24 protein-coding genes are annotated in these 24,200 nt (G+C 62.5%); 16 read left to right on the top strand and 8 right to left on the bottom strand.

Features of this window, described 5'->3' with window-relative positions:
• Positions 1-3: 3 nt before the first annotated feature.
• Together gatA and gatC are read right to left on the bottom strand one after the other, a co-directional pair.
• Positions 4-1,494: an Asp-tRNA(Asn)/Glu-tRNA(Gln) amidotransferase subunit GatA gene (gene gatA / locus QMY55_RS01280; RefSeq protein ID WP_283486928.1), complete on the bottom strand. Its 1,491-nt coding sequence runs from the start codon at positions 1,492-1,494 to the stop codon at positions 4-6.
• A gap of 21 nt (positions 1,495-1,515) precedes the next feature.
• Complete coding sequence (gatC, locus tag QMY55_RS01285) at positions 1,516-1,815, bottom strand: Asp-tRNA(Asn)/Glu-tRNA(Gln) amidotransferase subunit GatC (RefSeq protein ID WP_283486929.1); 300 nt, start codon at positions 1,813-1,815, stop codon at positions 1,516-1,518.
• Positions 1,816-2,028: 213 nt separating this feature from the next.
• Here gatC and QMY55_RS01290 point away from each other — a divergent pair, with 213 nt between their 5' ends.
• The 4 genes from QMY55_RS01290 to mrdA all read left to right on the top strand — a co-directional run bounded on the left by QMY55_RS01290 (position 2,029) and on the right by mrdA (position 6,838).
• Positions 2,029-3,072, top strand: coding sequence for a rod shape-determining protein (locus tag QMY55_RS01290; RefSeq protein WP_283486930.1), 1,044 nt, complete (start codon positions 2,029-2,031; stop codon positions 3,070-3,072).
• Positions 3,073-3,244: 172 nt separating this feature from the next.
• Positions 3,245-4,228: a rod shape-determining protein MreC gene (gene mreC, locus QMY55_RS01295; protein WP_283486931.1), complete on the top strand. Its 984-nt coding sequence runs from the start codon at positions 3,245-3,247 to the stop codon at positions 4,226-4,228.
• Complete coding sequence (mreD, locus tag QMY55_RS01300; protein ID WP_283486932.1) at positions 4,225-4,743, top strand: rod shape-determining protein MreD; 519 nt, start codon at positions 4,225-4,227, stop codon at positions 4,741-4,743. Before mreC ends, mreD begins: the two co-directional genes overlap by 4 nt.
• Before the next feature lie 142 nt (positions 4,744-4,885).
• On the top strand, positions 4,886-6,838 hold the full coding sequence (gene mrdA, locus QMY55_RS01305) for a penicillin-binding protein 2 (RefSeq protein ID WP_283486933.1): 1,953 nt from the start codon (positions 4,886-4,888) through the stop codon (positions 6,836-6,838).
• Between the two features lie 34 nt (positions 6,839-6,872).
• On the opposite strand, the gene QMY55_RS01310 is transcribed toward mrdA, so the two are convergent.
• Together QMY55_RS01310 and QMY55_RS01315 are read right to left on the bottom strand one after the other, a co-directional pair.
• Positions 6,873-7,631 carry a sulfite exporter TauE/SafE family protein gene (locus QMY55_RS01310; RefSeq protein WP_283486934.1) on the bottom strand — a complete coding sequence of 253 codons (759 nt, stop codon included), beginning with the start codon at positions 7,629-7,631 and terminating at the stop codon, positions 6,873-6,875.
• A gap of 453 nt (positions 7,632-8,084) precedes the next feature.
• Positions 8,085-9,815 carry a GMC family oxidoreductase gene (locus tag QMY55_RS01315; protein WP_283486935.1) on the bottom strand — a complete coding sequence of 577 codons (1,731 nt, stop codon included), beginning with the start codon at positions 9,813-9,815 and terminating at the stop codon, positions 8,085-8,087.
• 289 nt (positions 9,816-10,104) lie between these two features.
• Here QMY55_RS01315 and QMY55_RS01320 point away from each other — a divergent pair, with 289 nt between their 5' ends.
• The 5 genes from QMY55_RS01320 to QMY55_RS01340 all read left to right on the top strand — a co-directional run bounded on the left by QMY55_RS01320 (position 10,105) and on the right by QMY55_RS01340 (position 14,531).
• Positions 10,105-11,232 (top strand): MlaE family ABC transporter permease, encoded by a 1,128-nt coding sequence (locus QMY55_RS01320; RefSeq protein ID WP_283486936.1) that lies wholly within the window; start codon positions 10,105-10,107, stop codon positions 11,230-11,232.
• 119 nt (positions 11,233-11,351) lie between these two features.
• Positions 11,352-12,212: an ABC transporter ATP-binding protein gene (locus QMY55_RS01325; protein ID WP_407650586.1), complete on the top strand. Its 861-nt coding sequence runs from the start codon at positions 11,352-11,354 to the stop codon at positions 12,210-12,212.
• The gene (locus tag QMY55_RS01330) at positions 12,212-13,165 is read left to right on the top strand and encodes an MlaD family protein (RefSeq protein WP_283486937.1); all 954 of its coding nucleotides are present in this window, start codon (positions 12,212-12,214) and stop codon (positions 13,163-13,165) included. Before QMY55_RS01325 ends, QMY55_RS01330 begins: the two co-directional genes overlap by 1 nt.
• A 28-nt stretch (positions 13,166-13,193) precedes the next feature.
• On the top strand, positions 13,194-13,871 hold the full coding sequence (locus QMY55_RS01335) for an ABC-type transport auxiliary lipoprotein family protein (RefSeq protein ID WP_283486938.1): 678 nt from the start codon (positions 13,194-13,196) through the stop codon (positions 13,869-13,871).
• Positions 13,872-14,033: 162 nt separating this feature from the next.
• Complete coding sequence (locus tag QMY55_RS01340) at positions 14,034-14,531, top strand: hemerythrin domain-containing protein (protein ID WP_283486939.1); 498 nt, start codon at positions 14,034-14,036, stop codon at positions 14,529-14,531.
• A 120-nt stretch (positions 14,532-14,651) separates the two neighbouring features.
• On the opposite strand, the gene QMY55_RS01345 is transcribed toward QMY55_RS01340, so the two are convergent.
• The gene (locus QMY55_RS01345; RefSeq protein WP_283486940.1) at positions 14,652-15,296 is read right to left on the bottom strand and encodes a MarC family protein; all 645 of its coding nucleotides are present in this window, start codon (positions 15,294-15,296) and stop codon (positions 14,652-14,654) included.
• Between the two features lie 242 nt (positions 15,297-15,538).
• Between QMY55_RS01345 and QMY55_RS01350 the strand changes: the two genes are divergently transcribed.
• Positions 15,539-16,234 carry a dienelactone hydrolase family protein gene (locus QMY55_RS01350; protein ID WP_283486941.1) on the top strand — a complete coding sequence of 232 codons (696 nt, stop codon included), beginning with the start codon at positions 15,539-15,541 and terminating at the stop codon, positions 16,232-16,234.
• An 80-nt stretch (positions 16,235-16,314) separates the two neighbouring features.
• Here QMY55_RS01350 and QMY55_RS01355 read toward each other — a convergent pair whose 3' ends face one another.
• The 3 genes from QMY55_RS01355 to hemB form a co-directional block, all read right to left on the bottom strand.
• Complete coding sequence (locus QMY55_RS01355; protein ID WP_283486942.1) at positions 16,315-16,818, bottom strand: hypothetical protein; 504 nt, start codon at positions 16,816-16,818, stop codon at positions 16,315-16,317.
• Between the two features lie 224 nt (positions 16,819-17,042).
• A complete protein-coding gene (locus QMY55_RS01360; protein ID WP_283486943.1) occupies positions 17,043-18,215 on the bottom strand; it encodes a magnesium transporter CorA family protein in 1,173 nt (390 codons plus the stop codon).
• A 116-nt stretch (positions 18,216-18,331) separates the two neighbouring features.
• Positions 18,332-19,342 (bottom strand): porphobilinogen synthase, encoded by a 1,011-nt coding sequence (hemB, locus tag QMY55_RS01365; protein WP_283486944.1) that lies wholly within the window; start codon positions 19,340-19,342, stop codon positions 18,332-18,334.
• A gap of 139 nt (positions 19,343-19,481) precedes the next feature.
• Between hemB and QMY55_RS01370 the strand changes: the two genes are divergently transcribed.
• The 6 genes from QMY55_RS01370 (at position 19,482) to rpsL (ending at position 24,165) form a co-directional block, all read left to right on the top strand.
• On the top strand, positions 19,482-19,898 hold the full coding sequence (locus QMY55_RS01370) for a CopD family protein (RefSeq protein WP_283486945.1): 417 nt from the start codon (positions 19,482-19,484) through the stop codon (positions 19,896-19,898).
• Positions 19,899-19,970: 72 nt separating this feature from the next.
• The gene (locus QMY55_RS01375) at positions 19,971-21,068 is read left to right on the top strand and encodes a VanZ family protein (protein ID WP_283488858.1); all 1,098 of its coding nucleotides are present in this window, start codon (positions 19,971-19,973) and stop codon (positions 21,066-21,068) included.
• A gap of 12 nt (positions 21,069-21,080) precedes the next feature.
• Positions 21,081-21,437, top strand: a complete 357-nt coding sequence (locus tag QMY55_RS01380; RefSeq protein ID WP_283486946.1) for a (2Fe-2S) ferredoxin domain-containing protein — start codon at positions 21,081-21,083, stop codon at positions 21,435-21,437.
• A 151-nt stretch (positions 21,438-21,588) separates the two neighbouring features.
• On the top strand, positions 21,589-22,227 hold the full coding sequence (locus QMY55_RS01385) for an alpha/beta hydrolase (protein WP_283486947.1): 639 nt from the start codon (positions 21,589-21,591) through the stop codon (positions 22,225-22,227).
• A 151-nt stretch (positions 22,228-22,378) separates the two neighbouring features.
• Entirely contained in the window at positions 22,379-23,551 is a 1,173-nt protein-coding gene (locus tag QMY55_RS01390) for a D-alanyl-D-alanine carboxypeptidase family protein (protein ID WP_283486948.1), read from the top strand.
• A 236-nt stretch (positions 23,552-23,787) separates the two neighbouring features.
• Positions 23,788-24,165, top strand: coding sequence for a 30S ribosomal protein S12 (rpsL, locus tag QMY55_RS01395; RefSeq protein ID WP_012202325.1), 378 nt, complete (start codon positions 23,788-23,790; stop codon positions 24,163-24,165).
• Positions 24,166-24,200: the final 35 nt, after the last annotated feature.

Here is a 24,200-nt window from a genome sequence, read left to right on the forward strand (position 1 = left end):
TTTTTAAATGCCTTTGGGCTGCTTCAGGTGGAAGTCGGTGGCTTGCTGGAAGCGGTGAGCGGCGTTGAGCAGCCTGCTTTCGCTGAAGTAGTTGCCGATGAGCTGCAGGCCCACGGGCAGGCCGCCGTCGCCAAAGCCTGCGGGCAGGCTGAGACCGGGCAGGCCGGCCAGCGATGCGGGCAGGGTGAAGATGTCGGCCAGATAGTTGCTCACGGGGTCGGCCTTGCCGCCAATCGCCCAGGCCGTGGTGGGCGCGGCAGCGCCGGCGATGACGTCGCAGTCCTTGAAGGCGGCCTGGAAGTCGTCGGCAATCATGCGGCGGATCTTCTGCGCCTGCAGATAGTAGGCGTCGTAATAGCCTTCGGACAGCACGTAGGCGCCGATCATGATGCGGCGCTTGACCTCGTCGCCAAAGCCTTCGGCGCGGGTCTTTTTGTACATATCGTTGAGGTCTTCGTACTTGGCGGCGCGGTGGCCGAACTTCACGCCGTCAAAGCGCGACAGATTGGACGAAGCCTCGGCCGGAGCCAGGATGTAGTACACGGGCACGGACAGCTCGGTGCGCGGCAGGCTCACGGGCACCAGCTTGGCGCCCAGCTTCTCGTATTCCTTGAGCGCGGCGTCCACGGCGACGCGCACGTCGCCGGCCAGGCCTTCGCCGAAGAATTCGGCCGGAATGCCGATGCGCAGGCCTTCAATCGAGTCGTTCAGCTTGGCTGTGAAGTCTTCGGCCGGGTAGTCCAGGCTGGTGGAGTCGCGGTCCAGATCGGGGCCGCACATCTCGGAGAGCAGCAGCGCGCAATCTTCGGCGCTGCGGCCCATGGGGCCGGCCTGGTCGAGCGACGAGGCAAAGGCGATCATGCCGTAGCGGCTGGCGCGGCCGTAGGTGGGCTTGATGCCGGTGATGCCGCAAAACGATGCGGGCTGGCGGATCGAGCCGCCGGTGTCGGTGCCGGTCACGGCCGGGGCCAGGCGCGCGGCCACGGCAGCGGCCGAGCCGCCGGACGAGCCGCCGGGCACGCGATTCGTATCCCAGGGGTTGCGCACGGGCTGGGGCTCAGCAAAGCCCACGGGGGCCACGGCCGAGTTCTCGTTGGCGCCGCCCATGGCGAATTCGTCGCAATTGAGCTTGCCCAGGGTGACTACGCCGGCATCGGCGAGCTTCTTCACCACGGTGGCGTCGAACGGCGACTGGTAGCCTTCCAGCATCTTGCTGGCCGCGGTGCTGGGGAAGTCCTTGGTGACGAAGATGTCCTTGTGGGCAATGGGCACGCCGGCCAGCTTGCCGCCCTGGCCTGCGGCGATCAGGGCATCGGCGGCCCTGGCCTGGGCCAGGGTGGCGTCTTCATCGATGGAAACAAAAGCACCCAGGTTCTGGTGCTGCCTGGCGCGGGCCAGGAAATGCTGGGCGGCTTCGGTGGCCGAGACCTGTTTGGCGCGCAGTTGCGCGGCCAGCTCGGCCACGCTCAGGTGATGGAGTTCGGTTTGGCTCATTGTTCTTTGCTTCCTGCGCGTTTACTCGATGACCTTGGGCACCAGGAAGTAGCCTTTCTCGGCCGCCGGTGCGTTGTGCATATTGGCGTCGCGGTTGTCGGACTCGCTGACCAGATCGTCGCGCAGCCGCAAGGCGATGTCCTGGATGGCCGCCACCGGATGTGACAGCGGGCTGACGCCCGAGGTATCCACAGCCTGCATTTTTTCGACGATGCCGAAAAAGTTGTTAAGTTGCGCGAGCATGCGCTTACTTTCGTCTTGTGACAGTTCGAGGCGGGCCAGATTGGCGATACGCGCAATGTCTTGATCGTTCAGTGCCATAGAAATTATTTAACAGGGCAGCCGCATGTAAAGCAGTGTTTCTAACCCTGACAGTAGAAGTTATTCACAGGGGATACGGTATTATCTCGGCTTTGCCGCAATACCTCCGACCGGCTGGTCATTGTGCAAAAAAAGCCCACCCACCCAGACTCCCTTACCTTACACCCCGGCGACGGCCAGCCGATGCGCAAGCCGTGCCTGAGAGGACCTTGAATGTTCGGAGCTTTCCGTCGGTACTTCTCCACCGACCTTGCCATCGACCTTGGCACAGCCAACACCCTGATTTTCGCCCGAGACAAGGGCATTGTTCTTGACGAGCCTTCGGTCGTTGCCATCCGCCATGAGGGCGGCCCCCACGGCAAGAAGGTGATCCAGGCCGTTGGCCGCGAAGCCAAGGCCATGCTGGGCAAGGTGCCCGGCAATATCGAAGCCATCCGCCCGATGAAGGACGGCGTGATCGCTGACTTCGTGATCACCGAACAGATGATCAAGCAGTTCATCAAGATGGTGCATCCACGCTCGGTGCTGACGCCCAGCCCTCGCATCATCATCTGCGTGCCCTGCGGTTCCACCCAGGTCGAACGCCGCGCCATCAAGGATGCGGCCGAGGCTGCGGGTGCCACGGCCGTGTACCTGATCGAAGAGCCCATGGCCGCCGGCATCGGTGCAGGGCTGCCCGTGTCCGAAGCTTCGGGCTCCATGGTGGTGGACATCGGCGGCGGCACGACCGAAGTGGGCGTGATCTCGCTGGGCGGCATGGTTTACAAGGGTTCGGTGCGCGTGGGTGGCGACAAGTTCGATGAGGCCATCATCAGCTACATCCGCCGCAACTACGGCATGCTGATCGGCGAGCCTACGGCAGAAGCCATCAAGAAGCAGATCGGTTCGGCCTTCCCCGGCTCCGAGGTCAAGGAAATGGAAGTCAAGGGCCGCAACCTCTCCGAAGGCGTGCCCCGCAGCTTCACCATCTCTTCCAACGAAGTGCTGGAAGCGCTGACCGATCCGCTCAACCAGATCGTCTCTGCCGTGAAGAACGCGCTGGAGCAGACTCCTCCCGAGCTGGGCGCCGACATCGCCGAGCGCGGCATGATGCTGACCGGTGGCGGCGCGCTGCTGCGCGACCTGGACCGTCTGCTGGCCGAAGAAACAGGCCTGCCCGTGCTGGTGGCCGAAGAGCCTCTGACCTGCGTGGTGCGCGGCTGTGGCATGGCGCTGGAGACCATGGATCGCCAGGGCAGCATCTTCACCAGCGACTGATCGTCGCTGGGCATTGTGGAGTGCGGCAGTACGCGGCATAGTGCGCGTACTGCTACACCAATGACCAAACAGGGCTTGAGTCCGTGATACGCCTGCACACCGCGCTCTCTTTTTGCATGTCCTCTTCCCGGGCAGGGAAGCGGGCATTTTTGGTCACGCAAACGGGACGCTCATGACACTGGAAACGCTGGACCATCGCGCGCCATCGCTGTTCAAGCAGCAGGCCTCCCGCACCTCGCAGCTCGCCCTCTACAGCGCCTTGGCGCTGTTTTTGATGGTGGCCGATGCGCGTTTCAAGATCACGGCGCCAATTCGCACCGCAGTGTCTGCGGCGCTGGCTCCCGTGCAGTGGCTGGTGGCCCAGCCTGTGCAGGCCTATCAGAATGCCAGCCGTTATGCCGAGGTGCAGCAGCAGGCCGTAGCCCGCGAAGATGCCGCACGCAAGGAGCTGGTGGTGATGGCCCAGCGCGCCGAGCTGGCCGAAGAGCTGCTTCAGGAAAACACCCATCTGCGTGCCATGCTGGAGCTGCGCGAACGCAGCTTGACCCCGGGGCAGGTGGCTGAGGTGGTCTATGACAGTCCCGACCCTTACACGCGCCGCGTGGTGATCGACAAGGGACAGGTGGACAAGATCGAACCGGGCTCTCCGGTGCTCGACGAAAAAGGCGTGATCGGCCAGGTCACACGCGTCTATCCCACACGCGCCGAGGTCACGCTGCTGATCGACCGCGACCAGGCCATTCCCGTGTTCAACCCCCGTACCGGCGCGCGCAGCGTGGCCTATGGGGATGCCTCCTCTTCCCGTGCCGGTGGGCTGGAGCTGCGCTTCATGCCCAGCAATGCCGATGTGCAGGAGGGCGACCTGCTGACGACCAGCGGCGTCGATGGTCTCTACCCCCAGGGCCTGCCTGTTGCCAAGGTGGTGACGGTGGACCGCCGCGCCGACTCGGCGTTCACCCGTATTTATTGCGAGCCCGTGGGCCGGGTGCAGGGCGTGCGCCATGTGATGGTGCTCAAGCCGCTGAACCGCACCGAGCACCCCGAGGCTGCGAACATGGCCGCGCAGGCGGAAGCCGAAAAAGCTGACCGCGCTGCCAAGGTCCGCAGCAAGAAGGAAAAGGCAGCTGCCGAAAAAGCTGCAAAGGATCCCGCATGATCATGCCGCGCGGCCAGCAGCTGTTGCTGCCGGTCAATCCTCTTTTCATTGTCTTCACGCTGCTGCTGGCGCTGTTCATCAACATGCTGCCGCTGGGGCGCATCATCTGGTTGCCGGACTGGCTGATGGTGTTGCTGGCTTTCTGGAGCCTGAACCAGCCCCAGCGCGTGGGCCTGGGCATTGCTTTTGCGCTGGGTCTCATCATGGATGTGGACCGAGGCTCGCTGCTGGGCCAGCATGCAATGGCCTATACGCTGCTGGTCTTCGTGACGGGCTGGATGAGCCGCCGTCTGCTTTGGTTTTCAAGCCCCATACAGGCATTGCATCTGCTGCCGCTGTTTGCCCTGGCACATGGCGTGCAGGTGCTGCTGCGCGTGGCAGCGGGAGGCATCTTCCCTGGGCCCTGGTTTCTGTTGGCGGCGGTGATCGAGACCTTGCTGTGGCCGATAGTCAGCGTGCTGTTGCTGGCGCCGCAGCGTCGTGCGCCCGACAGCGACGAAAACCGTCCTCTGTGATGCAACACCCCCTGAGTCGCTTCGCGCCTTCCCCCTCTCTACGCGCTGCGCGCTATGGGAGGGGGACGCAGCCCTCGCTGCGGGGCGGCCCTTGCTCGGCTGCCCGCGCTTGGGACGCGCCAATTTCGCGGGTAACTGAATCATGATGGAGATTCGCAATACCGAAGCCGAGTTGCAGCGCTTTCGGCTGCGCGCCATTGTCATGAGTGGTGTGGTACTGCTGGCGTTTTGTCTGTTGGTGTCACGTCTGCTGGTATTGCAAGTGGAGCGCCATCAGGAGCTGGCCGAGCGTGCCGAGAGCAACCGCACGGCCGTGGTGCCCATCGTGCCCAATCGCGGGCAGATTCTCGACCGCAATGGTGTGGTGCTGGCGAGTAATTACTCTGCTTATACGCTTGAAATTACGCGCTCCAAGGTGTCGGACCTGGACGAAACCATCGACGGCTTGTCCGAGATTCTGGAGATCACGCCGCGCGATCGGCGCAAGTTCAAGCGCCTGGTGGATGACTCCAAAAGCTTCGAGTCCATCCCCATCCGCTCGCGTCTGACCGATGAGGAAGTCGCCAAGTTTGCGGCGCAGCGCTATCGTTTTCCGGGCGTGGATATCAAGGCACGGCTGTTCCGTACCTATCCGCTCAAGGAGACCGGCAGCCATTTGATTGGCTACATTGGCCGTATCAATCAGCGAGAAAAAGAAGAGATTGATGACTCTGACGATGCGGCCAACTATCGCGGTACCGAGGTCATAGGCAAGCTGGGCGCCGAGAAAAGCTACGAGAATCAGCTGCACGGCCAGACCGGCTGGGAGGAAATGGAAACCTCGGCCGGCGGTCATGCCGTGCGCCGCCTGGGCAGCCGCCCCGCCACGCCGGGTCATAGCCTGCAGTTGTCGGTGGACATCAAGCTGCAGAAAATGATCGAGGATCTCTACGGTAACCGCCGTGGTGTGGCCATCGCCCTGGACCCTCGCAATGGCGAAGTGCTGGCCATGGTCAGCAAGCCCACCTACGACCCCAATCTGTTTGTTGACGGTATCGACCAGGAAAACTGGAAGATGCTCAACGAGTCGCTGGATCGCCCCCTGCTCAACCGTTCCATGCGCGGCACCTACCCCGTGGGCTCGACCTACAAGCCCTTTATGGGCCTGGCCGGCATAGAAACCGGCAAGCGTACGCCGGGCACCGTGATTCAGGATGGCGGCTCCTGGACTTTCGGCGGCCATACCTTCCGCTCCGGCCACGCCCTGGGTCCGGTGGATCTGGCGCGTGCCATCCAGCATTCGAGCAACGTCTATTTCTACACCCTGGCCAACGAGATGGGTGTGGACGCGATTCATGACTTCATGAAGCCGCTGGGTTTTGGTCAGATCACCGGCATCGACCTGCCCGGCGAGGTGCGCGGTGTGCTGCCCAGCAAGGAGTGGAAGCGCAAGACCTACAAGCGCGCCGCCCAGCAGCAATGGTTTGCGGGCGAAACGATTTCTCTGGGTATCGGCCAGGGCTATAACAACTTCACCATTCTTCAGCTCTCGCATGCGCTGGCCACGCTGGTCAATAACGGCATGAGCTACACGCCTCATGTGGGCAAGGAACTGATCGACTCCGTTACCGGGGTGCGTTCGCCCATTGTTCAGCCAGCGCCTGTCAATCTGGGCTACAAGCAGAGCAATGTGGACGCGGTCAAGCGCGGCATGGTGGGCGTGGTGACCGGCGGCACGGGCCGCGGCGTGTTCGGCAGCGCTGCCTATCTGTCGGGTGGCAAGACCGGTACGGCCCAGGCCGTGACCGTGGGCCAGAAGGAAAAATACAACGCGGCACGTCTGGCCGAATACCAGCGCGACCACTCCCTGTATATCGCCTACGGCCCGGCGGATGCGCCCAAGATCGCCGTTGCGGTGATTGTGGAAAACGCCGGCTTTGGTGCTGCTGCCGCTGCGCCTATCGCGCGCCGTATTCTCGACTACTGGCTGGTGGGCAACTATCCCAGCGAGGCCGACATTGCAGCCGTGCGTGTGGGCAAGGCGGGAGCGCCCATAGGCACGCCCCGCCGCGTGGAAGATATCTCGGTGCTCTCCGAGGAGGAGATGACGCCTTGAACTTGATAGCGCTCAACGCTTGATGGGTCTGCGCTCAACGCAGAAAAGCGTCATATCCGGTCTTCAGAATCAGCAGACTGACCACGCCGATGAAGATGCTGCGCACAAAGCCCGTGCCATGGCGCAGGGCCATCCAGGTGCCCAGCATGCTGCCCAGCACATTGGCCACGGCTAGCGGCACGGCAAAGTGCCACCACACATGGCCCTTGAGCGAGAACAGCAGCAGGGCTGCGGCGTTGGAGGCCAGATTAAGCAGCTTGGCACTGGCAGAGGCGTTCAGGAAATCGTAGCCCAGCAGGCGCACGAACAGAAAGACGAAGAAGCTGCCCGTGCCCGGGCCGAAGAAGCCGTCGTAAAACCCGATGAGCAGGCCGATGGTGCTGGCGGTCAGCATCTCGGCACGCCCCGCAAGACGTGGCGTATGGTCGCGTCCCAGCTCCTTCTTGGCCAGGGTGTAGAGCAGCACGCCCAGCAAAATAAAGGGCAGCAGCTTTCGCAGAAAGTCCGGCGAGATCTGGGTGACGGCCCAGGCTCCGAAAAACGCGCCCACCAGCGTGGTGGCGATGGCCGGCAGCAGCGTGGCCCAGGTGATGTGCACGCGTTTGCTGTATTGCCAGGCCGAAATCGCCGTGCCCCAGACGGCCGCACTCTTGTTGGTGCCAAACAGTGTGGCCGGTGCGGTGTTGGGAAAGGCCGCGAACATGGCGGGCACCAGAATCAGGCCGCCACCGCCCACGATGGCATCCACAAAGCCGGCCAGCGCCGAGGCGAGAGAAACAAGAATCCATTCCATGAAGCAGTGCCTGAAAGTGGTGCACGGCGCTTGTGGATGAAAGGTCCGGCCATGCAAAGGTGAGACAGGGGCGCCGGACTGACCCTGGCGGCGGCGCCGATTGTGCACCGTCAGGACATAAAAAAAGCGCCACTGGGGCGCTTTTGAATGCATCTTTGATGCTTTTATAAATGTAGATCTGATTGTGTGTCGAGTTGTCTCCTCGGCCCCCCATGCTGCTTCGTGGAGCAGCGAGAGTGACGAGAATGTAAATGTTGCACCGCAGTGGTGCATTGGGGAATTCCCTTGGGTTGTATCAAAAAAGTCTTACAAATGAAACCGTCTTCTGGCCTACAAGAGAAATTTTTCTGATGTCTATCAAAAAGCATAGCTTGAGGCGATTGATACACAAAGGGTTTTAGTGAATTTTGCTGCAGCAGGGGAGTCGAGCGCAGGCTGCGGCACGGATTTGTTTTAAAGCGTTAGGCGAAACAACACTTCGGGCTCTGCGCTGCTAGTCCGAGAGTTTTCCTCGGGATCTTTGAGAATCCAGCCGGCAGCCTTCTCGGCCATCATCAGCGTCGGGCTGTTGGTGTTGCCGCTGGTGATGGTGGGCATGGCTCCGGCGTCGACCACGCGCAGACCCTGAATGCCGCGCACCCTGAAGCGACTGTCCAGCACGGCCATGGCATCGCTGCTCTTGCCCATCCTGGTGGTGCCTACGGGGTGAAAGATGGTGGTGGCGATATCGCCAGCCAGACGGGCCAGATCTTCGTCGCTCTGGTACTGCACGCCAGGCTTGAACTCCTCGGGCCGATAGGGCGCCAGTGCGGGCTGGCTGACGATGCGTCTGGTGACGCGCAGGCTGTCGGCGGCGACCTGGCGGTCTTCGGCGGTGGACAGATAGCGCGGCGCAATGGCCGGGGCCTGGCGGAAGTCCGCGCTTTGCAGCTGTACCGTGCCCCGGCTGCTGGGATTGAGGTTGCAGACGCTGGCGGTAAAGGCCGCAAAGTCGTGCAAGGGCTCGCCAAAGGCATCCAGGGACAGCGGCTGCACGTGATATTCCAGATTGGCGTGGGGCTGGCCGGGGTCGCTGCGCGTGAAGGCGCCCAGCTGGGAGGGCGCCATGCTCATGGGGCCGCTGCGCTTGAGGGCGTATTCCAGACCGATGGCCGCCTTGCCCATGAGGCTGCTGGCCATGGTGTTGAGAGTCTTGGCCCCTTGCACCTTGTAGACGGAGCGGATCTGCAGATGATCCTGCAGATTGGCGCCCACACCGGGCAGATCGCGTCTGACCTCGATGCCGTGGCGCTGCAGGAGCTCGCCCGGACCTATGCCCGAGAGCTGCAGAATCTGCGGCGAGTTGACGGCGCCGGCGCATAGCAGCACCTCGCGCTCGGCATGGACGGTGACCATCTCGCTGCCGGTCCAGACCTCGGCCCCGGTGCAGCGCTGGCCGCCACCCGGCAGATCTTGCAGCAACAGGCGGCTGACCTGGGCATGGGTCCACATCTCGAAATTGGGGCGGCCATAGCAGGTGGGGCGCAAAAAGGCCTTGGCGGTGTTCCAGCGCCATCCGCCTTTTTGATTGACCTCGAAATAGCCCACGCCCTCGTTGTCACCCCGATTGAAGTCATCGGTGGCGGGGATGCCGGCCTGCTGTGCGGCCTGAGCAAAAGCGTCCAGAATGTCCCAGCGCAGGCGCTGGCGCTCCACGCGCCACTCACCGCCGCCGCCAATGCTCTTGTTGCCGTGCAGGCGGCGGAATTCCTCGCTGACCTGGGCCAACTGATCGGCATCCAGCCGCCAGTGGTCTTCATGCTGGCGAAACGCGGGCAGCACCTGATCCCAGCGCCAGGTATCGTCGCCCGTCAGCTGGGCCCATTGCTCATAGTCGCGGGCCTGGCCGCGCATGTAGATCATGCCGTTGATGCTGGAGCAGCCGCCCAGGGTCTTGCCGCGCGGATAGCGCAGGCTGCGGCCGTTGAGGCCGGGGTCGGGCTCGGTCTGATAGAGCCAGTCGGTGCGCGGATTGCCTATGCAGTAGAGGTAGCCGACGGGAATGTGAATCCAGTGATAGTCGTCCTTGCGACCGGCCTCGATGAGCAGCACCCGGTGGTTTTTATTGCGGGACAGACGGTTGCACAGCAAGGAACCTGCTGTGCCGCCGCCGATGACGATGTAGTCAAAAGTGGTGTCGCTCATGGGCAGAGATCTAGGGCCGGAAAAAAACCATCGGCAGTGCCGGTGGCCAATTGATTGTGCGGAGCTGTCAGGAGGTGTCGATAGGGAAAGCCTGCTTGTACTCCTGTTTTTGAAGCGTCTTGCGCTGTATGGTTGCGGGGTTTAGCTGTTTTTTGATAAAAATTGCATAAGTTTGGGCATCGGCATGCGTCCTGCGCCTACGCCGCCTCATTGCGGGCGCGCAGCCAGCCGCCGCCGCCCCGCGTTATGCTGGGCGGCCTGCCCACTGTCTTTGTTCTAGGAAATTTCTTTGTCCAGCACTGACCCAAATCCTCAATGCCCGCTGCAGACCCTCGATGGTCGGCCATGGGCCGTGCCCGAGGGGCGCTGGAGTGCCGCAGAGCTGGGGGATCGCAAGCTCTGGCGGCAACTGGCCCCGCAGATTCGCGCTGTGCCCGCAACTGCCGGCTGGGATCTGCAGCAGTTGCAGTGGCTGGACCATGTGGGCGCCCAACTGCTGTGGGAACAGTGGGGCCGGCGCTGGCCCGAGCAGCTCAAGACCACGGACAATCAGCGCACCATGCTGGAGCGCGTGGCCAAGTTCAGCGATGTTCCCGAGCCCAAGCCCGAACCCTCGGGCCTGATGTGTCAGGTCAACAACCTGGGGCAACTGGTCATCAATGCGCGCGGCCATTTCTGGGATCTGACCGGATTGGTGGGGCAGTTGCTGCTCGACTGCCTGCGGCTGGCGCGCAACCCGCTGCGTGGCCCCTGGCGCGATATTTCGGGCCATCTCTATGCCACGGGCGCCACGGCCCTGCCCATCACGGCCCTGGTGGGCTTTCTGATCGGCGTGGTGCTAGCTTATCTGATGGCACTGCAGCTGCGCCAGTTCGGTGCCGAGTCCTTCATTGTCAATATTCTGGGCATCTCGCTGATCCGCGAGCTGGGGCCGCTGTTGGCCGCCATTTTGGTGGCAGGGCGCAGCGGCTCGGCCATCACGGCGCAGATCGGCGTGATGCGCGTGACCGAGGAACTCGATGCCATGCAGGTCATGGGCATCTCCAAGGGCTACCGCCTGGTCATGCCACGGGCGCTGGCGCTGGCCGTGTCCATGCCGCTGGTAGCCTTGTGGACCATTCTGGCGGCTTTGGCCGGAGGCATGGTGGCGGCGGATGTCACCATGGACATCACGCCTTCCTACTTCTTCCAGAGCCTGCCTTCCGCCGTGCAGATCGGCAATCTGGGGCTGGCCATGGGCAAATCCGTGGTCTTTGGCGTGCTGATCGCGCTGATCGGCTGCCACTGGGGTCTGAAGGTGGAGCCCAATACCCAGAGCCTGGGCCAGGGCACGACGGCATCGGTGGTGTCGTCCATCACCATGGTCATCATCGTGGATGCCATTTTTGCGATCTTGTTTAGGAATGTGGGGTTTTAGATGAGATACCCCCTGTGCGGCTTCGCCGCTTCCCCCAAGGGGGACGACGCCATCGCCGCGAGGCGGCTCTTGCTCGGCGTCACTGTGTTGGGCTGCGCCGGTTTCAGAGGGGGGCGCGTATGGCCGCAGTGATGCAAAACCGCCTGATCGACGGCGCTGTCGGTGGCTATCTGCCGCCGCAGGATGTGAAGCCTCTGGTGCAGGCCAAGGACTTGTGGACCGAGTTCGGCTCGGGCGAGAGCCGCTTTGCCGTGCACCAGGATTTGAACTTTGATGTCTATCCGGGCGAGATCCTGACCCTGGTCGGTGGCTCGGGCACGGGCAAGACGGTGCTGCTGCGCCAGATCCTGGGCCTGCTCTCGCCCTCGCGCGGCACGGTCACGATCGATGGACGGCCTTCGCGCGAGGTCATCAGCGGCGAGCTGGCGGCCAGCCATGTGGGCATGCTGTTCCAGCAGGGCGCGCTGTATTCGGCCTTCAATGTGCTGGACAACGTCGCGTTTGCGCTGCGCGAGCAGGGCACCCTGCCCCAGGCCGTGGTCCGCGACGCGGCCATGGTCAAGCTGCAGATGGTGGGGCTCAAGCCAGAACATGCGACGCGCATGCCTGCCGACCTGTCGGGTGGCATGATCAAGCGTGTGGCGCTGGCGCGCTCACTCATCATGGACCCGCCACTGCTGCTGCTGGACGAACCGACGGCCGGACTGGATCCCAAGGGCTCGGACGAGTTCTGCGAGCTGTTGCGCGACATTCATGCCGAACTGGGGCTGACCGTCATCATGGTCACCCATGATCTGGACACGCTGTTCGCACTGTCCACCCGCGTGGCCGTGCTGGCCGAAAAGCGCGTGCTGGTCACCGGTGCGCCGCGCGATGTGGCCCAGGTCAAGCACCCGTTTATCGAACACTTCTTCCAGGGAGAACGTGGCCGCCGTGCCATGGCCCCGGTGCAAGGCGGCGTTGCCGCAGAGGAAAGCTGATGGAAAACAAGTCCCATGCCATGGCGGCCGGCATTTTCGTGCTGGTCGTCGCAGCCCTGCTGGCAGGGCTGGCCGTCTGGCTGACGCGTGACAACCGGCAGTACCAGCTCTATGAAATGTCCACCAAGGATGGCGTCAGCGGCCTGCAGCCTCAGGCCACGGTGCGCTACAAGGGCGTGCCCGTGGGCAAGGTGGTGCGCATAGGCTTTGATCCGCAGATCCCCGGCAATGTGCTGATCCGCATCGCCGTGGGCGAGGACACGCCCGTGACCCCTGCGACCTATGCCCAGCTTGGCTACCAGGGCGTGACGGGGCTGGCGCATATCCAGCTTGACGATGATTCCAAGACACCGCAGCAGCTCAAGCCCGGCCCCAGCGGCTTGCCGCGCATGCCCATGAAGTCATCGCCGCTGAACATGCTGGCCGATCAGGGGCCGGTGCTGCTGGAGCGGGTGGACGAGATTTCGCGCCGCCTCAGCGCAATGCTGGATGAGGACAACCAGAAGCGCGTGAGCGAGGCACTGCAGAACATCGCGGCCGCCGCAGGCAGTGTCAACGAGCTGGCTGGCACCATGAACAAGGCGGCAGCAGGTTTTCCCCAGATCACGGCCGATGCCCACCAGACCTTGCAGTCGCTGACCAAGGCCGGCAACGCGGCCACGGGCGTGGCGGGCGACCTGCAGCAGACGGTGCGCCGCATCAACGCGCCTGACGGCCCGCTGCAACAGATCGCGGCAGGTACGCAGTCGCTGACCGTGGCGGCCGATGCGCTGGGTCGCAGCACTCTGCCACGCGTCAATCGCGCGGCCGATGATTTTTCGCGCGCCTCGCGCAGCCTGAGCAATATGGCCAGCCGTATCGGCGACAACCCGCAGTCCGTGCTCTATGGCGCGGGTGCCGGAGAGCCCGGCCCGGGCGAGCCCGGGTTTGCGGCTCCTGCCGCGGCCCATTGATCTGGCGAACAACGTCACAGGAACCGATATGGCACTACCTCTTCACTTCTCGACGGGACTGCTGCGCGCAGCGGCCCTGCCTGTGGTTGCGCTGGCGCTGGCCGCCTGCTCGGCCTTGCCCACGCCGCCCGTGCAGTCCGCCCGCTATGACCTGGGGTTGACCGACACCACGGTGCCCCTGGCCACGGCAGCCGCACCCAGTGTTGCGCCACCGCCGCTGGTGCTGGCCGAAGTCCAGACGCCTGCCGGAGCCGATAACTCCACGGCCATGCTCTATCGCCTGAACTACGCAGACAACCAGGAGCTGCGCAGCTATCAGCGCGCCCGCTGGAGCCTGCCGCCGGCCCAGATGCTGGAGCAGCGCCTGCGCACCCGCCTGGCGCTTGAGCGCCCGGTGCTATCGGAAAAAGACAATCTCAGCGCCAATCCCAATGACACGCGTTCTCTGGGGTTGCTGCGCCTGGAGATTGTGGAGTTCAGCCAGGTGTTCGACAGTGCCAGCAGCAGCCAGGCGGTGGTGCGGATTCGCGCCAGCCTGATCGCGCAGGATCGCCGTGGCGGCAATGTGCTGCTGGGGCAGCAACTGTTCAGTGCCCAGACCCCGGCCGCCACGGCCGATGCCGCGGGTGGCGCGCGGGCCATGGCCACTAGCGTGAACGAGCTGACCGTGCAACTGAGCAACTGGCTGCAGCGTTACGGCCGCTGATTGTCACGATCCGCTTTGAAAGCCCTGCAGTGCAGGGCTTTTTTTGATGGGCTCCGATTCGCGGTGCCATCGCAGCGCAGCTTTGCTGATATGGGTCAATGGCTGGGGGCGGCGATCTTTCTAAGCTGGGACTTCCGCAACTTGCAAAGCAAAGGAATCGCTATGGCCAGCCTGGAATGGACGCCTGCTCTGGTACTGGACCTGCCCGCCATGGATGCGGTCCATGAAGAATTTGTGGCGCTGCTGGGGCTGGTGGAAGCGGCTGACGATGCGCGGCTGTGTGCGCTATGGGATGAGCTGATCGTGCACACCCAGCATCACTTTGACCAGGAAGACCGCTGGATGCAGACCACGGGCTTTGCCACGGGCAATTGCCACAGCCAGCAGCACAAGGTGGTTCTGGCCGTCATGCGCGAAGGCGCTGCAAAGGGTGCGCAGGGCGATCTGGACACGATTCGTCACATGGCCGCAGAGCTCGGGCCCTGGTTCAGCCACCATGCGCAGAATATGGACGCGGCTCTCGCCCTGCACATGCGCCGCGTGGGCCTTGACCCGGTCAGCGGTGAAGTCCTGCTGTCCGAAGCCTTGCCTGCCGAGCCGATTACCGGCTGCGGCGGTGCTTGCAGCACAAGTGAGGACAAAGAAGAAGCTATCGCTTAAATCTGGCGCGGCCCATCTCAGGGACACCGAGGAAGGGCCGTCCCGCACCGAGGGTGTCGTCCCCCTTCCTTAGCGCGAAGCGCGTAGAGAAAGGGGGAAGCGGCAAAGCCGCTCAGGGGGTTATGGATAAATCGCAGGCGAAGCCAGTATGGGGAAGATCTTGATCAACCCGCCCGTCATCACCTCGATGGCCAGGGCTGCCAGGATCAGGCCCATGAGTCTTGTCATCACATTGATGCCGGTTCTGCCCAGAACGCGGGCAATCGGGTCGGCCAGCGAGAAGCATACCATGATGGCGAAGGCGACCACCACGCCATAGCCGACCAGCGCCACATGCTGCCAGATGCTGCGCGCCTGGTCCGCATAGATCACCACGGTGGACATGGCGGCAGGCCCTGTCAGCAACGGAATGGTCAGCGGTACCACGGCAATGCTGTTGCCTTCGGCGGCTTTTTCCACACCGGCTTCCAGCGTGGCGTTGTTCGGGCGCTCTTCCGCAGGGCGGGAGTTGAGCATGTTCATCGCACTGATCAGCAGCAGGCCGCCTCCGACCTGAAAGCTTTGCAGCGAGATATTGAAGAACTGCAGAATCTGCAGCCCCAGCAGGGCGCAGACGGCAATCACGCAAAAGGCCGCAATGGCCGCGGTGCGAATGGTCTGCCAGCGTTGGGTGGCGCTGAAGCCTGCGGTGTAGTGGATGAAAAAAGGAACGATGGCCAGCGGATTGATGATGGCCACCAGGGTGATGAGGGGCTTGAGATCCATGGCGGATTGCCTCCGGAAAGAGTGATCAGCGGCCTTGGCTGGAGCGGGTGTGGAGGCCTGACGTTGGGCTTGCGTGCATCGGTCTGGTCGGGCGAAGGTTCATGGCTGCATGGCTTGTGAAAGAATGGCTGGATTGCCGGGGCGCCTCAGCCATTACAGCATTCACCTTGTGATTTGCGTATCAAAGGCTGGTAGCGCCCGTCAGGTGTACGACTTGTGCAACAGAAATAGGAGCTAGAACAATGGGCAGCTTTGTTGAACTGACCGCCGTGGATGGAGCGAAGATCCCCGCATACGTGGCCAAGCCCGAGGGCGCAGCGCGTGGCGCCATCGTGGTGTTGCAGGAGATCTTTGGCGTGAATTCCCATATCCGCTCGGTGGCAGACCGCTATGCGGCCCAGGGCTATGTGGCGGTGGCCCCCGCCACGTTCCAGCGTGTGCAACCCGATGTGGAGCTGGGCTATACCGACGCTGACATGAAGCAGGGCTTTGCCCTCAAGACGGCCGTGGAGGCTTTGCCCGAGCCCGGCGTGCTGCGCGATGTGGAAGCTGCCGTGGCCCATGCAGCCGAGCTGGTACCCGGTGGCAAGGTGGGCGCGGTGGGCTTTTGCTGGGGCGGCCTGATGACCTGGCGCGCGGCCTGCAATCTGGACACGTTGTCGGCTGCTGTCTGCTATTACGGCGGCGGCATGACGGGCGAGCTGGAAGCCAGCCGTCAGGCGCTGTGCCCGGTGCTGGCGCACTTCGGTGCCAAGGATCACTACATTTCGCTGGAGTCCGTGGAAGCCTTCAAGCTGGCCCAGCCCAAGGTGGAAGTCCATATCTACGAAGCCGACCATGGCTTCAACTGCGATCAGCGTGGCTCGTACAACGAGGCGGCTTCAAAGAAGGCCAACGAACGTACGCTGGCCTTCTTTGCAGAACATCTTCAGGCTTGATTCGGATCAGCAGTAGCTAGCTGCTGCATGAAATGTGCTGCCGTAGTGGTCAAGCAAGAGGCGAATAACTGAGGCCGTGTTCAGATGGGAGAGGGTGCATAGTGAAACCCGACAGTGGCTCGACCCGAAGAGGGGTTGTGTCCAACCCATAGGCAGCTCTCACCGATTGTTTCCATGAACAAATCCACCTTGCCGCTCAGGACGTCAAACGCGACAGAGCAGGCGCCATCTTTTTTGCTGAAATGCACCAGCGAAGCCACGCTACCGCCTGCGAAGCGACCTAACAAAGCCTTGCTGCCCTGTTCATGAAACATGAACTGAGCTTGACCTTGCTTGGGCACCATGACACGGTCGCCCAACTGTAGGGTCTGACCTGAATATGCCGAGTGCGCCCGGCCGTTGCGCAGAATCAGAACCCCTTTGCTGCTTTGAAGCAGTCTGGCATGAGGAGGCTCTTCTTGGTCTGGTGCAGGCGCTGGGCACATTGCAGCACTATCGAGATCGAGAGCCCGGGAGAATCGGCCTGCCATCCATTGACGCAGAGACTGCTGAAAGCCAGATGCAAAGGCATTGAGTGCGAGCATAAATCCTCCTGATACAAGCATCACCAAGCATTGATGATGGGGATGTGTTACCAGGTGTGGTAAGCAAAAAACATGCCATGGATGAAGTATTTGATTTTTTTGTATAAGTAATTGATTTTATTTGATTATTTTTTCAATTTTTAAAAATTGAAGTCCTCTGTGTTGGCTGTGTTACATTGCGCGTAACGTAACGCTCAGGATCATTCACATGGAGGCCGTAGCGGTTACGGTTGGTCGTTATTTTCTAAATAGCGCCTGCGCCAGAAGTAAGCCACAAGCACCACGGTGATGATGGCCATGGACACCAGCGCCCAGATAAAGCCGTCCTTTTTATGCACAAAGGGGATGAACTCGAAGTTCATGCCAAAGATGCCGGCAATCAGGTTCAGCGGCAGAAAGATGGCCGTCACCGTGGTCAGCGTGCGCATGATGTCGTTGGCGCGGTTGCTCTGGGCCGAGAAGTGCATTTGCACGGCGGTTTCGGCGCTTTGTTCCATACGGTGAATGTGGTGGGTCACGCGCTCTATATGTTCGAGTACGTCGCGTGAGCGCACGCGCAGCAACTCGCGCTCATGCTGGCGCGCAGGCGTGCTCTCGGGTGGCCAGCCTTCCAGTGCCTCGGTCCAGTCCTGCATGGCGGCGCGCTGGTCTTCGCAGATCTCGTCGAGCTGGTGCAGCGCCAGGCGCACATCGAGCACGCTGGCCCAGTTGGAAAAGCGCTTGTTGGGCTTGAGCAGCGCCATCTGCCAGTGATCGATCTGCCGCGTCAGCGAACGGCGCAGGTCCAGATAGCCGTCCACCATGCCGTTGACCATGCGCAGCATCAGGTCGGCAGGCTCCACCGGCATCTTGCTGCTTTGCTGACGGCCGTCGCCCTTGCCCGGGCCTGTGATCAGGCGTTGCCAGAAGTTCTCCTGCACAAAGCAGTCGTCGGGGTGCACGGACAGCAGCACATGGTCATAGAGCGCAAAGCCCACGGGCTGGGTTTCCACGCGCTGCAGCACCGGCGCGTCGCGCTGGGGTTGGGCATGGGCCGGGCGGTGCGAGGGCGGGGCACTGGGTGTGGGGGGCACAGGGCTGGGGGCAGCGCTGGCAATGGATTCATGGGAGCCGTTGAGTGGCGGCAGATGGGCGTTGGCGAGACGGCGGAACACCAGGATGTCGTACACCGAGGTGTAGTCATAGTTGGAGGGCAGGGTCGGGTTCAGCAGGTCGGAGACATGCAGGTCCACCAGCGGCGTGCCGCCGACCTGGCTCAGCATGGCCTGTATGGCGGGCAGCTGGCTTTCCAGCTCCGAACGCATGCAGGAGACCCAGTAAAAGCCCGTCATGGGCTCCCGCGTGGGCAGGGTGTCGACGGGCTGGGCGTAGAGCGGGGAAATGTGCAGAACACGCATGACAGGAGTTTCAATGCAAAACGGCCCGGAGTGCACCCGGGCCGTGAAATCATGCCTTAATTGGCCTGAAGCGCAAGCACATCAAGCGCTTGCAGCTATCAAAACCATTACCGCCTTCAAAGGCCACGCAGCTTTTTGGCGGCGTCGATGGCGAAATAGGTCAGGATGCCGTCGGCGCCCGCGCGCTTGAAGGCCATCAGCGCTTCCATCATCACTTGGTCATGGTCCAGCCAGCCGTTGGCGGCAGCGGCCTTGAGCATGGCGTATTCACCGCTGACCTGGTAGGCGAAGGTGGGGACCTTGAACTCGTCCTTGACGCGGCGCACCACGTCCAGGTAGGGCATGCCGGGCTTGACCATGACCATGTCCGCGCCTTCGGCGATGTCCTGAGCCACTTCGCGCAGGGCTTCATCGGTGTTGGCGGGGTCCATCTGGTAGACGTTCTTGTCGGCCTTGCCCAGAGCGCCGCGGGTACCCACGGCGTCGCGGAAGGGGCCGTAGAAGGCGCTGGCGTACTTGGCGCTGTAGGCCATGATGCGGGTATAGATATGGCCTTGCAGCTCCAGCGCCTCGCGGATGGCGCCGATGCGGCCGTCCATCATGTCGCTGGGGGCCACCATGTCCACGCCGGCTTCGGCATGGGTCAGGGCCTGGCCGACCAATACTTCCACGGTTTCATCGTTGAGGATATAGCCGGTTTCGTCCAGGATGCCGTCCTGGCCGTGGCTGGTGTAGGGGTCCAGCGCCACGTCGGTCATCACGCCCAGGTCGGGGAATTCCTTCTTGAGCGCGCGCACCACGCGGGGGATCAGGCCGTCGGGGTTCAGGGCTTCCTTGCCGTCAGGGGTCTTGAGTGCGGTGTCGATCTGCGGGAACAGGGCCATCACCGGGATGCCCAGCTTCACGCATTCTTCGGCCACGGGCAGCAGCAGGTCCAGGCTCAGGCGGTCCACGCCGGGCATGGAGGGTACGGCTTCGCGCTTGTTCTGGCCTTCGTGCACGAACACGGGGTAGATGAAGTCGTGGGGCGTCAGCACGTTCTCACGCACCAGGTTGCGGGTAAAGGCGTCGCGGCGCAGACGGCGCGGGCGATTCTGGGGAAAGGGGGTAGGGCTGGACAGATGCATGGAGAAAATTGTGCCCCATTCAACATGGCTTGGCTTGCCACTGCGTGACTAATCCATGCTGGCTCTCACTTTGGCCCGGTTGAAGTAAAGAGTCGGCCCCTGTCAGCCAGGGCATGGCGGGCCGACTTACACTGACCGCATGCTCTGGGTCAAAGCCTTTCATATCGTGTTCGTGGCCAGCTGGTTCGCTGGTCTGTTCTATCTGCCGCGCATTTTTGTCAATATCGCCATGGTCACGCCGGGCTCGGTGGCCGAGCGTGATCGCCTGCTGCTGATGGCGCGCAAGCTGCTGCGCTTTACCACCCTGCTGGCCGTGCCCGCGCTGGGGCTGGGTCTGTGGCTCTGGCTGGGCTGGGGCTTTTCGGGCGGCTGGCTGCATGCCAAGCTGGCCGTGGTGCTGCTGGTCATTGGCTATCACCACAGCTGTGCCGTGCTGCTGCGCAAGCTGGCGGACAACAGCTGTCATAAAAGCCATCGCTGGTTCCGCTTCTACAACGAGGTGCCGGTGCTGCTCTTGGTTGCCGCCGTGATCCTGGTGGTGGTCAAGCCGTTTTGATGATATGTATGGTCGGGAGCTGTCGTGACTGAACCTGCGGTATCCGAGACGGTCCGTGCGCCTGTGATTTCCATGCGTCATACCTCGGCATGGCCGCTGGCGTTGATCTACGCGGTGCTGATCGTGTTCGCCAGCCTGTTTCCGTTCGATGGCTGGCGCGCGCAAGGCATTGATCCGCGCGTGTTCCTGTTCGCCAAGATCCCGCCGCCGTACTGGACCTGGTTCGACGTCAACATCAATATCGTGGGCTATGCGCCGCTGGGCTTCTTTCTGGCGCTGGCGTTGATGCGCTCGGGCAAGCCGGTGCTGTCCGTGCCGCTGGCCTTTGCCTGCGGCACGCTGCTGTCGCTGTGCATGGAGTTTCTGCAGATCTATCTGCCGCGCCGCGTACCGTCCAATCTGGACCTGGTGCTCAATGCGGGGGGCACCTTGGTTGGCGCGCTGCTGGCAGCGTTGTTGGAGAGGCTGGGCGCGCTGTCGCGCTGGAGCGCATTTCGCAGCAAATGGCTGGGCGACGATAGCGGGGGCGTGCTGGTGCTGCTGGCGCTGTGGCCGTTTGCCCTGTTGTTTCCGGCGGCCGTGCCCTTCGGCCTGGGGCAGGTGCTGGAGCGCCTCGATGAAACCTTGCAGGACTTGCTGCTGAGCACGCCATTCGAGGACTGGTTGCCGCTGGGCGACTTCGCCATGACGCCGCTGTCGCTGGTGACCGAGATGCTGTGCGTGATGCTGGGCCTGTGGATTCCCTGTCTGCTGGCCTACTGCGCCGTGCGCCACATGGGGCGGCGCGCGTTGGCCGCATTGGTGCTGGTGCTGCTGGGCGTGGGGGTGACGGCATTGTCGGCCGCGCTGAGCTGGGGGCCGGCCCATGCCTGGGAATGGGTGGACCTGCCGGTGCGCATAGGCGTCTGGGGCGGCCTGGGTCTGGCGGTGATTGCCTTGCCGGCCTCACGCCGCATGTGCGCCGTGCTATTGCTTTTGGTGCTGGTGCTGCATCTGAGCATCCTCAATCAGGCTCCCACCAATGTGTACTTTGCCCAGACCCTGCAGGCCTGGGAGCAGGGGCGTTTCATCCGCTTCTACGGACTGGGTCAATGGCTGGGCTGGCTCTGGCCTTACGTGACGCTGGTCTATGTGGTCGTGCGCGTGTCCCGGCGTCAGCAGCCTGCCTAGAATGGCCTCACTATGAGCGACACCCAGAACTCCAACCATGCTGCTGGCTACTATCAGCGCCATATCTTTTTCTGCCTCAACGAGCGCCCCAATGGCGAGGACTGCTGTGCGTTGCATGGCGCCAAGGCAGGCTTTGATCACTGCAAGCGCCGTGTCAAGGAAGAGGGGCTGGCCGGCAAGGGGCAGGTGCGCGTGAACAAGGCGGGCTGCCTGGACCGCTGCGCCGGCGGCCCGGTGGCCGTGGTCTATCCCGAAGCGGTCTGGTACACCTTTGTCGACGACAGCGATATCGACGAAATCGTCGAGTCCCACCTCAGGAACGGCAAGGTGGTGGAGCGCCTGGTGCTGCCTGACAGCGTGGGCAGGTGATGCCCTCCCCCTGAGGGGTGCGACACCTTCGGTGCGCGGCGGCGCTTCCTTGGTGTCCCTGATATGGAGCATGCCTGCTCGGGAACTTTAAGCGTTTTCAAGCGTCAGCCTAATAACAGCAAGCGCTGGCAGCTACAACTAGGATAGCGTAGTGAATTCTCAGACTGAACGACTGACGTTGACCGGCGGTGCCGGTGTGATCGAAGCCCTGCGCGATGCGCCGCAGATGGCCGAGGGGCAAGCCCCCAAAGGCGTGGCCGTCATCGCCCATCCCCATCCGCTGTTTGGCGGCACCATGGACAACAAGGTGGTGCAGACGCTGGCGCGGGCCTTTGTGCAATGCGGCTATACGGCTGTACGCTTCAATTTCCGGGGTGTAGGTGCCAGTGCCGGCGAGCATGATGCAGGCAAGGGCGAGGCCCAGGACCTGCTGGCCGTGGTGCGTCAGGTCGCGCCGCAAGGTCCCATCGCCCTGGCGGGCTTTTCCTTTGGCGCTTTTGTGACCAGCCATGCTCTGACCGAGCTGTGGCCCGAAGGCCGGGTGCAAAAGACCGTGCTGGTCGGCACGGCCGCCAGTCGCTTCGAGGTGGCTCCCATCCCCCAGGATGCGCATGAGCAGACCTTGGTCATCCATGGCGAGGCCGACGACACCGTCGAGCTGTCTGCCGTCATGGACTGGGCACGCCCGCAGATACTGCCTGTTACCGTGATCCCGCAGGTCGGGCATTTCTTTCACGGACAATTGCCCTTGCTCAAGAGCCTGGTGGTACGCCACCTGCAGTCACAGTAAGAGCCTCAGACAGATTGCCGGACGAACGTGAAATTCCACCGCGTCTTGCTTACCCTCTTTTCATAGCGCCAAGCCAAGGTATATCCTTGGCTTTGGCCGTTTTCGGCGGTAAATAACCGCGCCCATCTTTGCTTTAGCGAGAGTCGTCTTTATGAAGCCCATCTATTCCACACTGCGTGTTCTGGCCGTCGCTGCTGCAGTGGCTCCCGTGTTTGCCATGGCGCAGGTGGCTGCCCCCGTGCCGCCCGAAATCGCCGCCCGTAACTACCTGCTGGTGGATGTGACCGCCGGCCAGGTGCTGGGCGCCAAGGACATCGACGCTCCGGTCGAGCAGGCCTCGCTGACCAAGCTGATGTCGGCCTATGTGGTCTTCGACGCCTTGCGCGCCAAGAAAATCACGCTGGAGCAGACCATGCCCGTGAGCGAGCGCGCCTGGAAGATGCCTGGCTCGCGCATGTTCATCGACCCCAAGATGCAGGTGCCCGTCAACGACCTGATCAGCGGCATGATCATCCAGTCCGGCAACGATGCCACCATGGCGCTGGCTGAAGCCGTGGGCGGCACGGCGGAGAACTTCGTCAAGATGATGAATGACCAGGCCAAGGCTCTGGGCATGAAGAACACCGCCTACAAGAACCCCGAAGGTCTGACCGAGCCTGGTCACCTGACCACGGCGCGCGACCTCTCCATCCTGGCCCAGCGCCTCATGCATGACTTCCCCGAGTACATGCATTACTACGCGACCAAGCATTACGCCTATCCAGGCACGCCTGCCTCCAACGGCAGCAACCGCAACACGCTGCTGTTCCGCGACCCCACCGTGGACGGCCTCAAGACCGGCCACACCAGTGCCGCCGGCTATTGCCTGGTGGCCACGGCCAAGCGCGACTTGCCTAATGTGGGGCAGCGCCGCTTGCTGTCCATCGTGCTGGGCACCGCCAGCGAAAAGGCGCGCGCCAACGAAAGCCAGAAGCTGCTGAACTGGGGCTATACCGCCTATGACGCGGTCAAGCTGTTCGATGCCGACCAGCCCGTGGCTACGCCTGTGGTCTGGAAGGGGGCTGCCAATGCCGTCAAGATCGGTCGCGAAGGCGGCCCCATTGTGGTCAGCGTGCCTTCGGGCAGCGGCGGCAAGCTGACCACGGAAGTGGTTCGTCAGGACCCGCTGATCGCTCCTATCGCCAAGGGGCAGGCGATGGGCACGCTCAAGGTGAAGATGGGCGCCGACACCGTGGCCGAAGTGCCTCTGGTGGCGCTGGAGGCGGTGGAGCAGGCCGGCTTCTTTGGCCGTCTGTGGGACACCATCCGTCTTTGGATCAAGTAATTTTTTGAGGCCTGGTGCGAGTTCGCCTCGTGCCGGGCCATCTCTGAAGAATCCGCGAAGGTCTGGGCTGGCTAGGGCCATTGAGCGGCTGCAGTTGTGCAGTTTTTCGCAAGCTGGTACAGTCGAGGGCTTTTCGGAATTTCCGAAGGGATTCACGTTTTCGCATCAAAGTCAGTTTGCTGCGGATAAACCTTTTGCTTTCACGAAGCAAATTCACGTTTAGGGACGTTTAATTAATGCCAACCATTAACCAACTCGTGCGTCAGGGCCGCACGGTCGAAGTTGTTAAATCCAAGAGCCCTGCTATGGAAAACTGCCCCCAACGCCGTGGCGTGTGCACCCGTGTGTACACCACCACTCCTAAGAAGCCTAACTCGGCTCTGCGTAAGGTGGCTAAGGTTCGTCTGACCAACGGTTTCGAAGTGATTTCGTACATCGGCGGTGAAGGCCACAACCTGCAAGAGCACAGCGTTGTGCTGGTGCGCGGCGGCCGTGTGAAGGACTTGCCTGGTGTGCGTTACCACATCGTGCGCGGCTCTCTTGACCTGCAAGGCGTCAAGGACCGTAAGCAGTCCCGTTCCAAGTACGGTGCCAAGAAGCCTAAGGCTAAGTAATCAGCCCTGGTTTTTTGAAAACAAACGGTGTTTGA

Source organism: Comamonas resistens, assembly GCF_030064165.1.
Taxonomy (GTDB): Bacteria; Pseudomonadota; Gammaproteobacteria; order Burkholderiales; family Burkholderiaceae_C; genus Comamonas; species Comamonas resistens.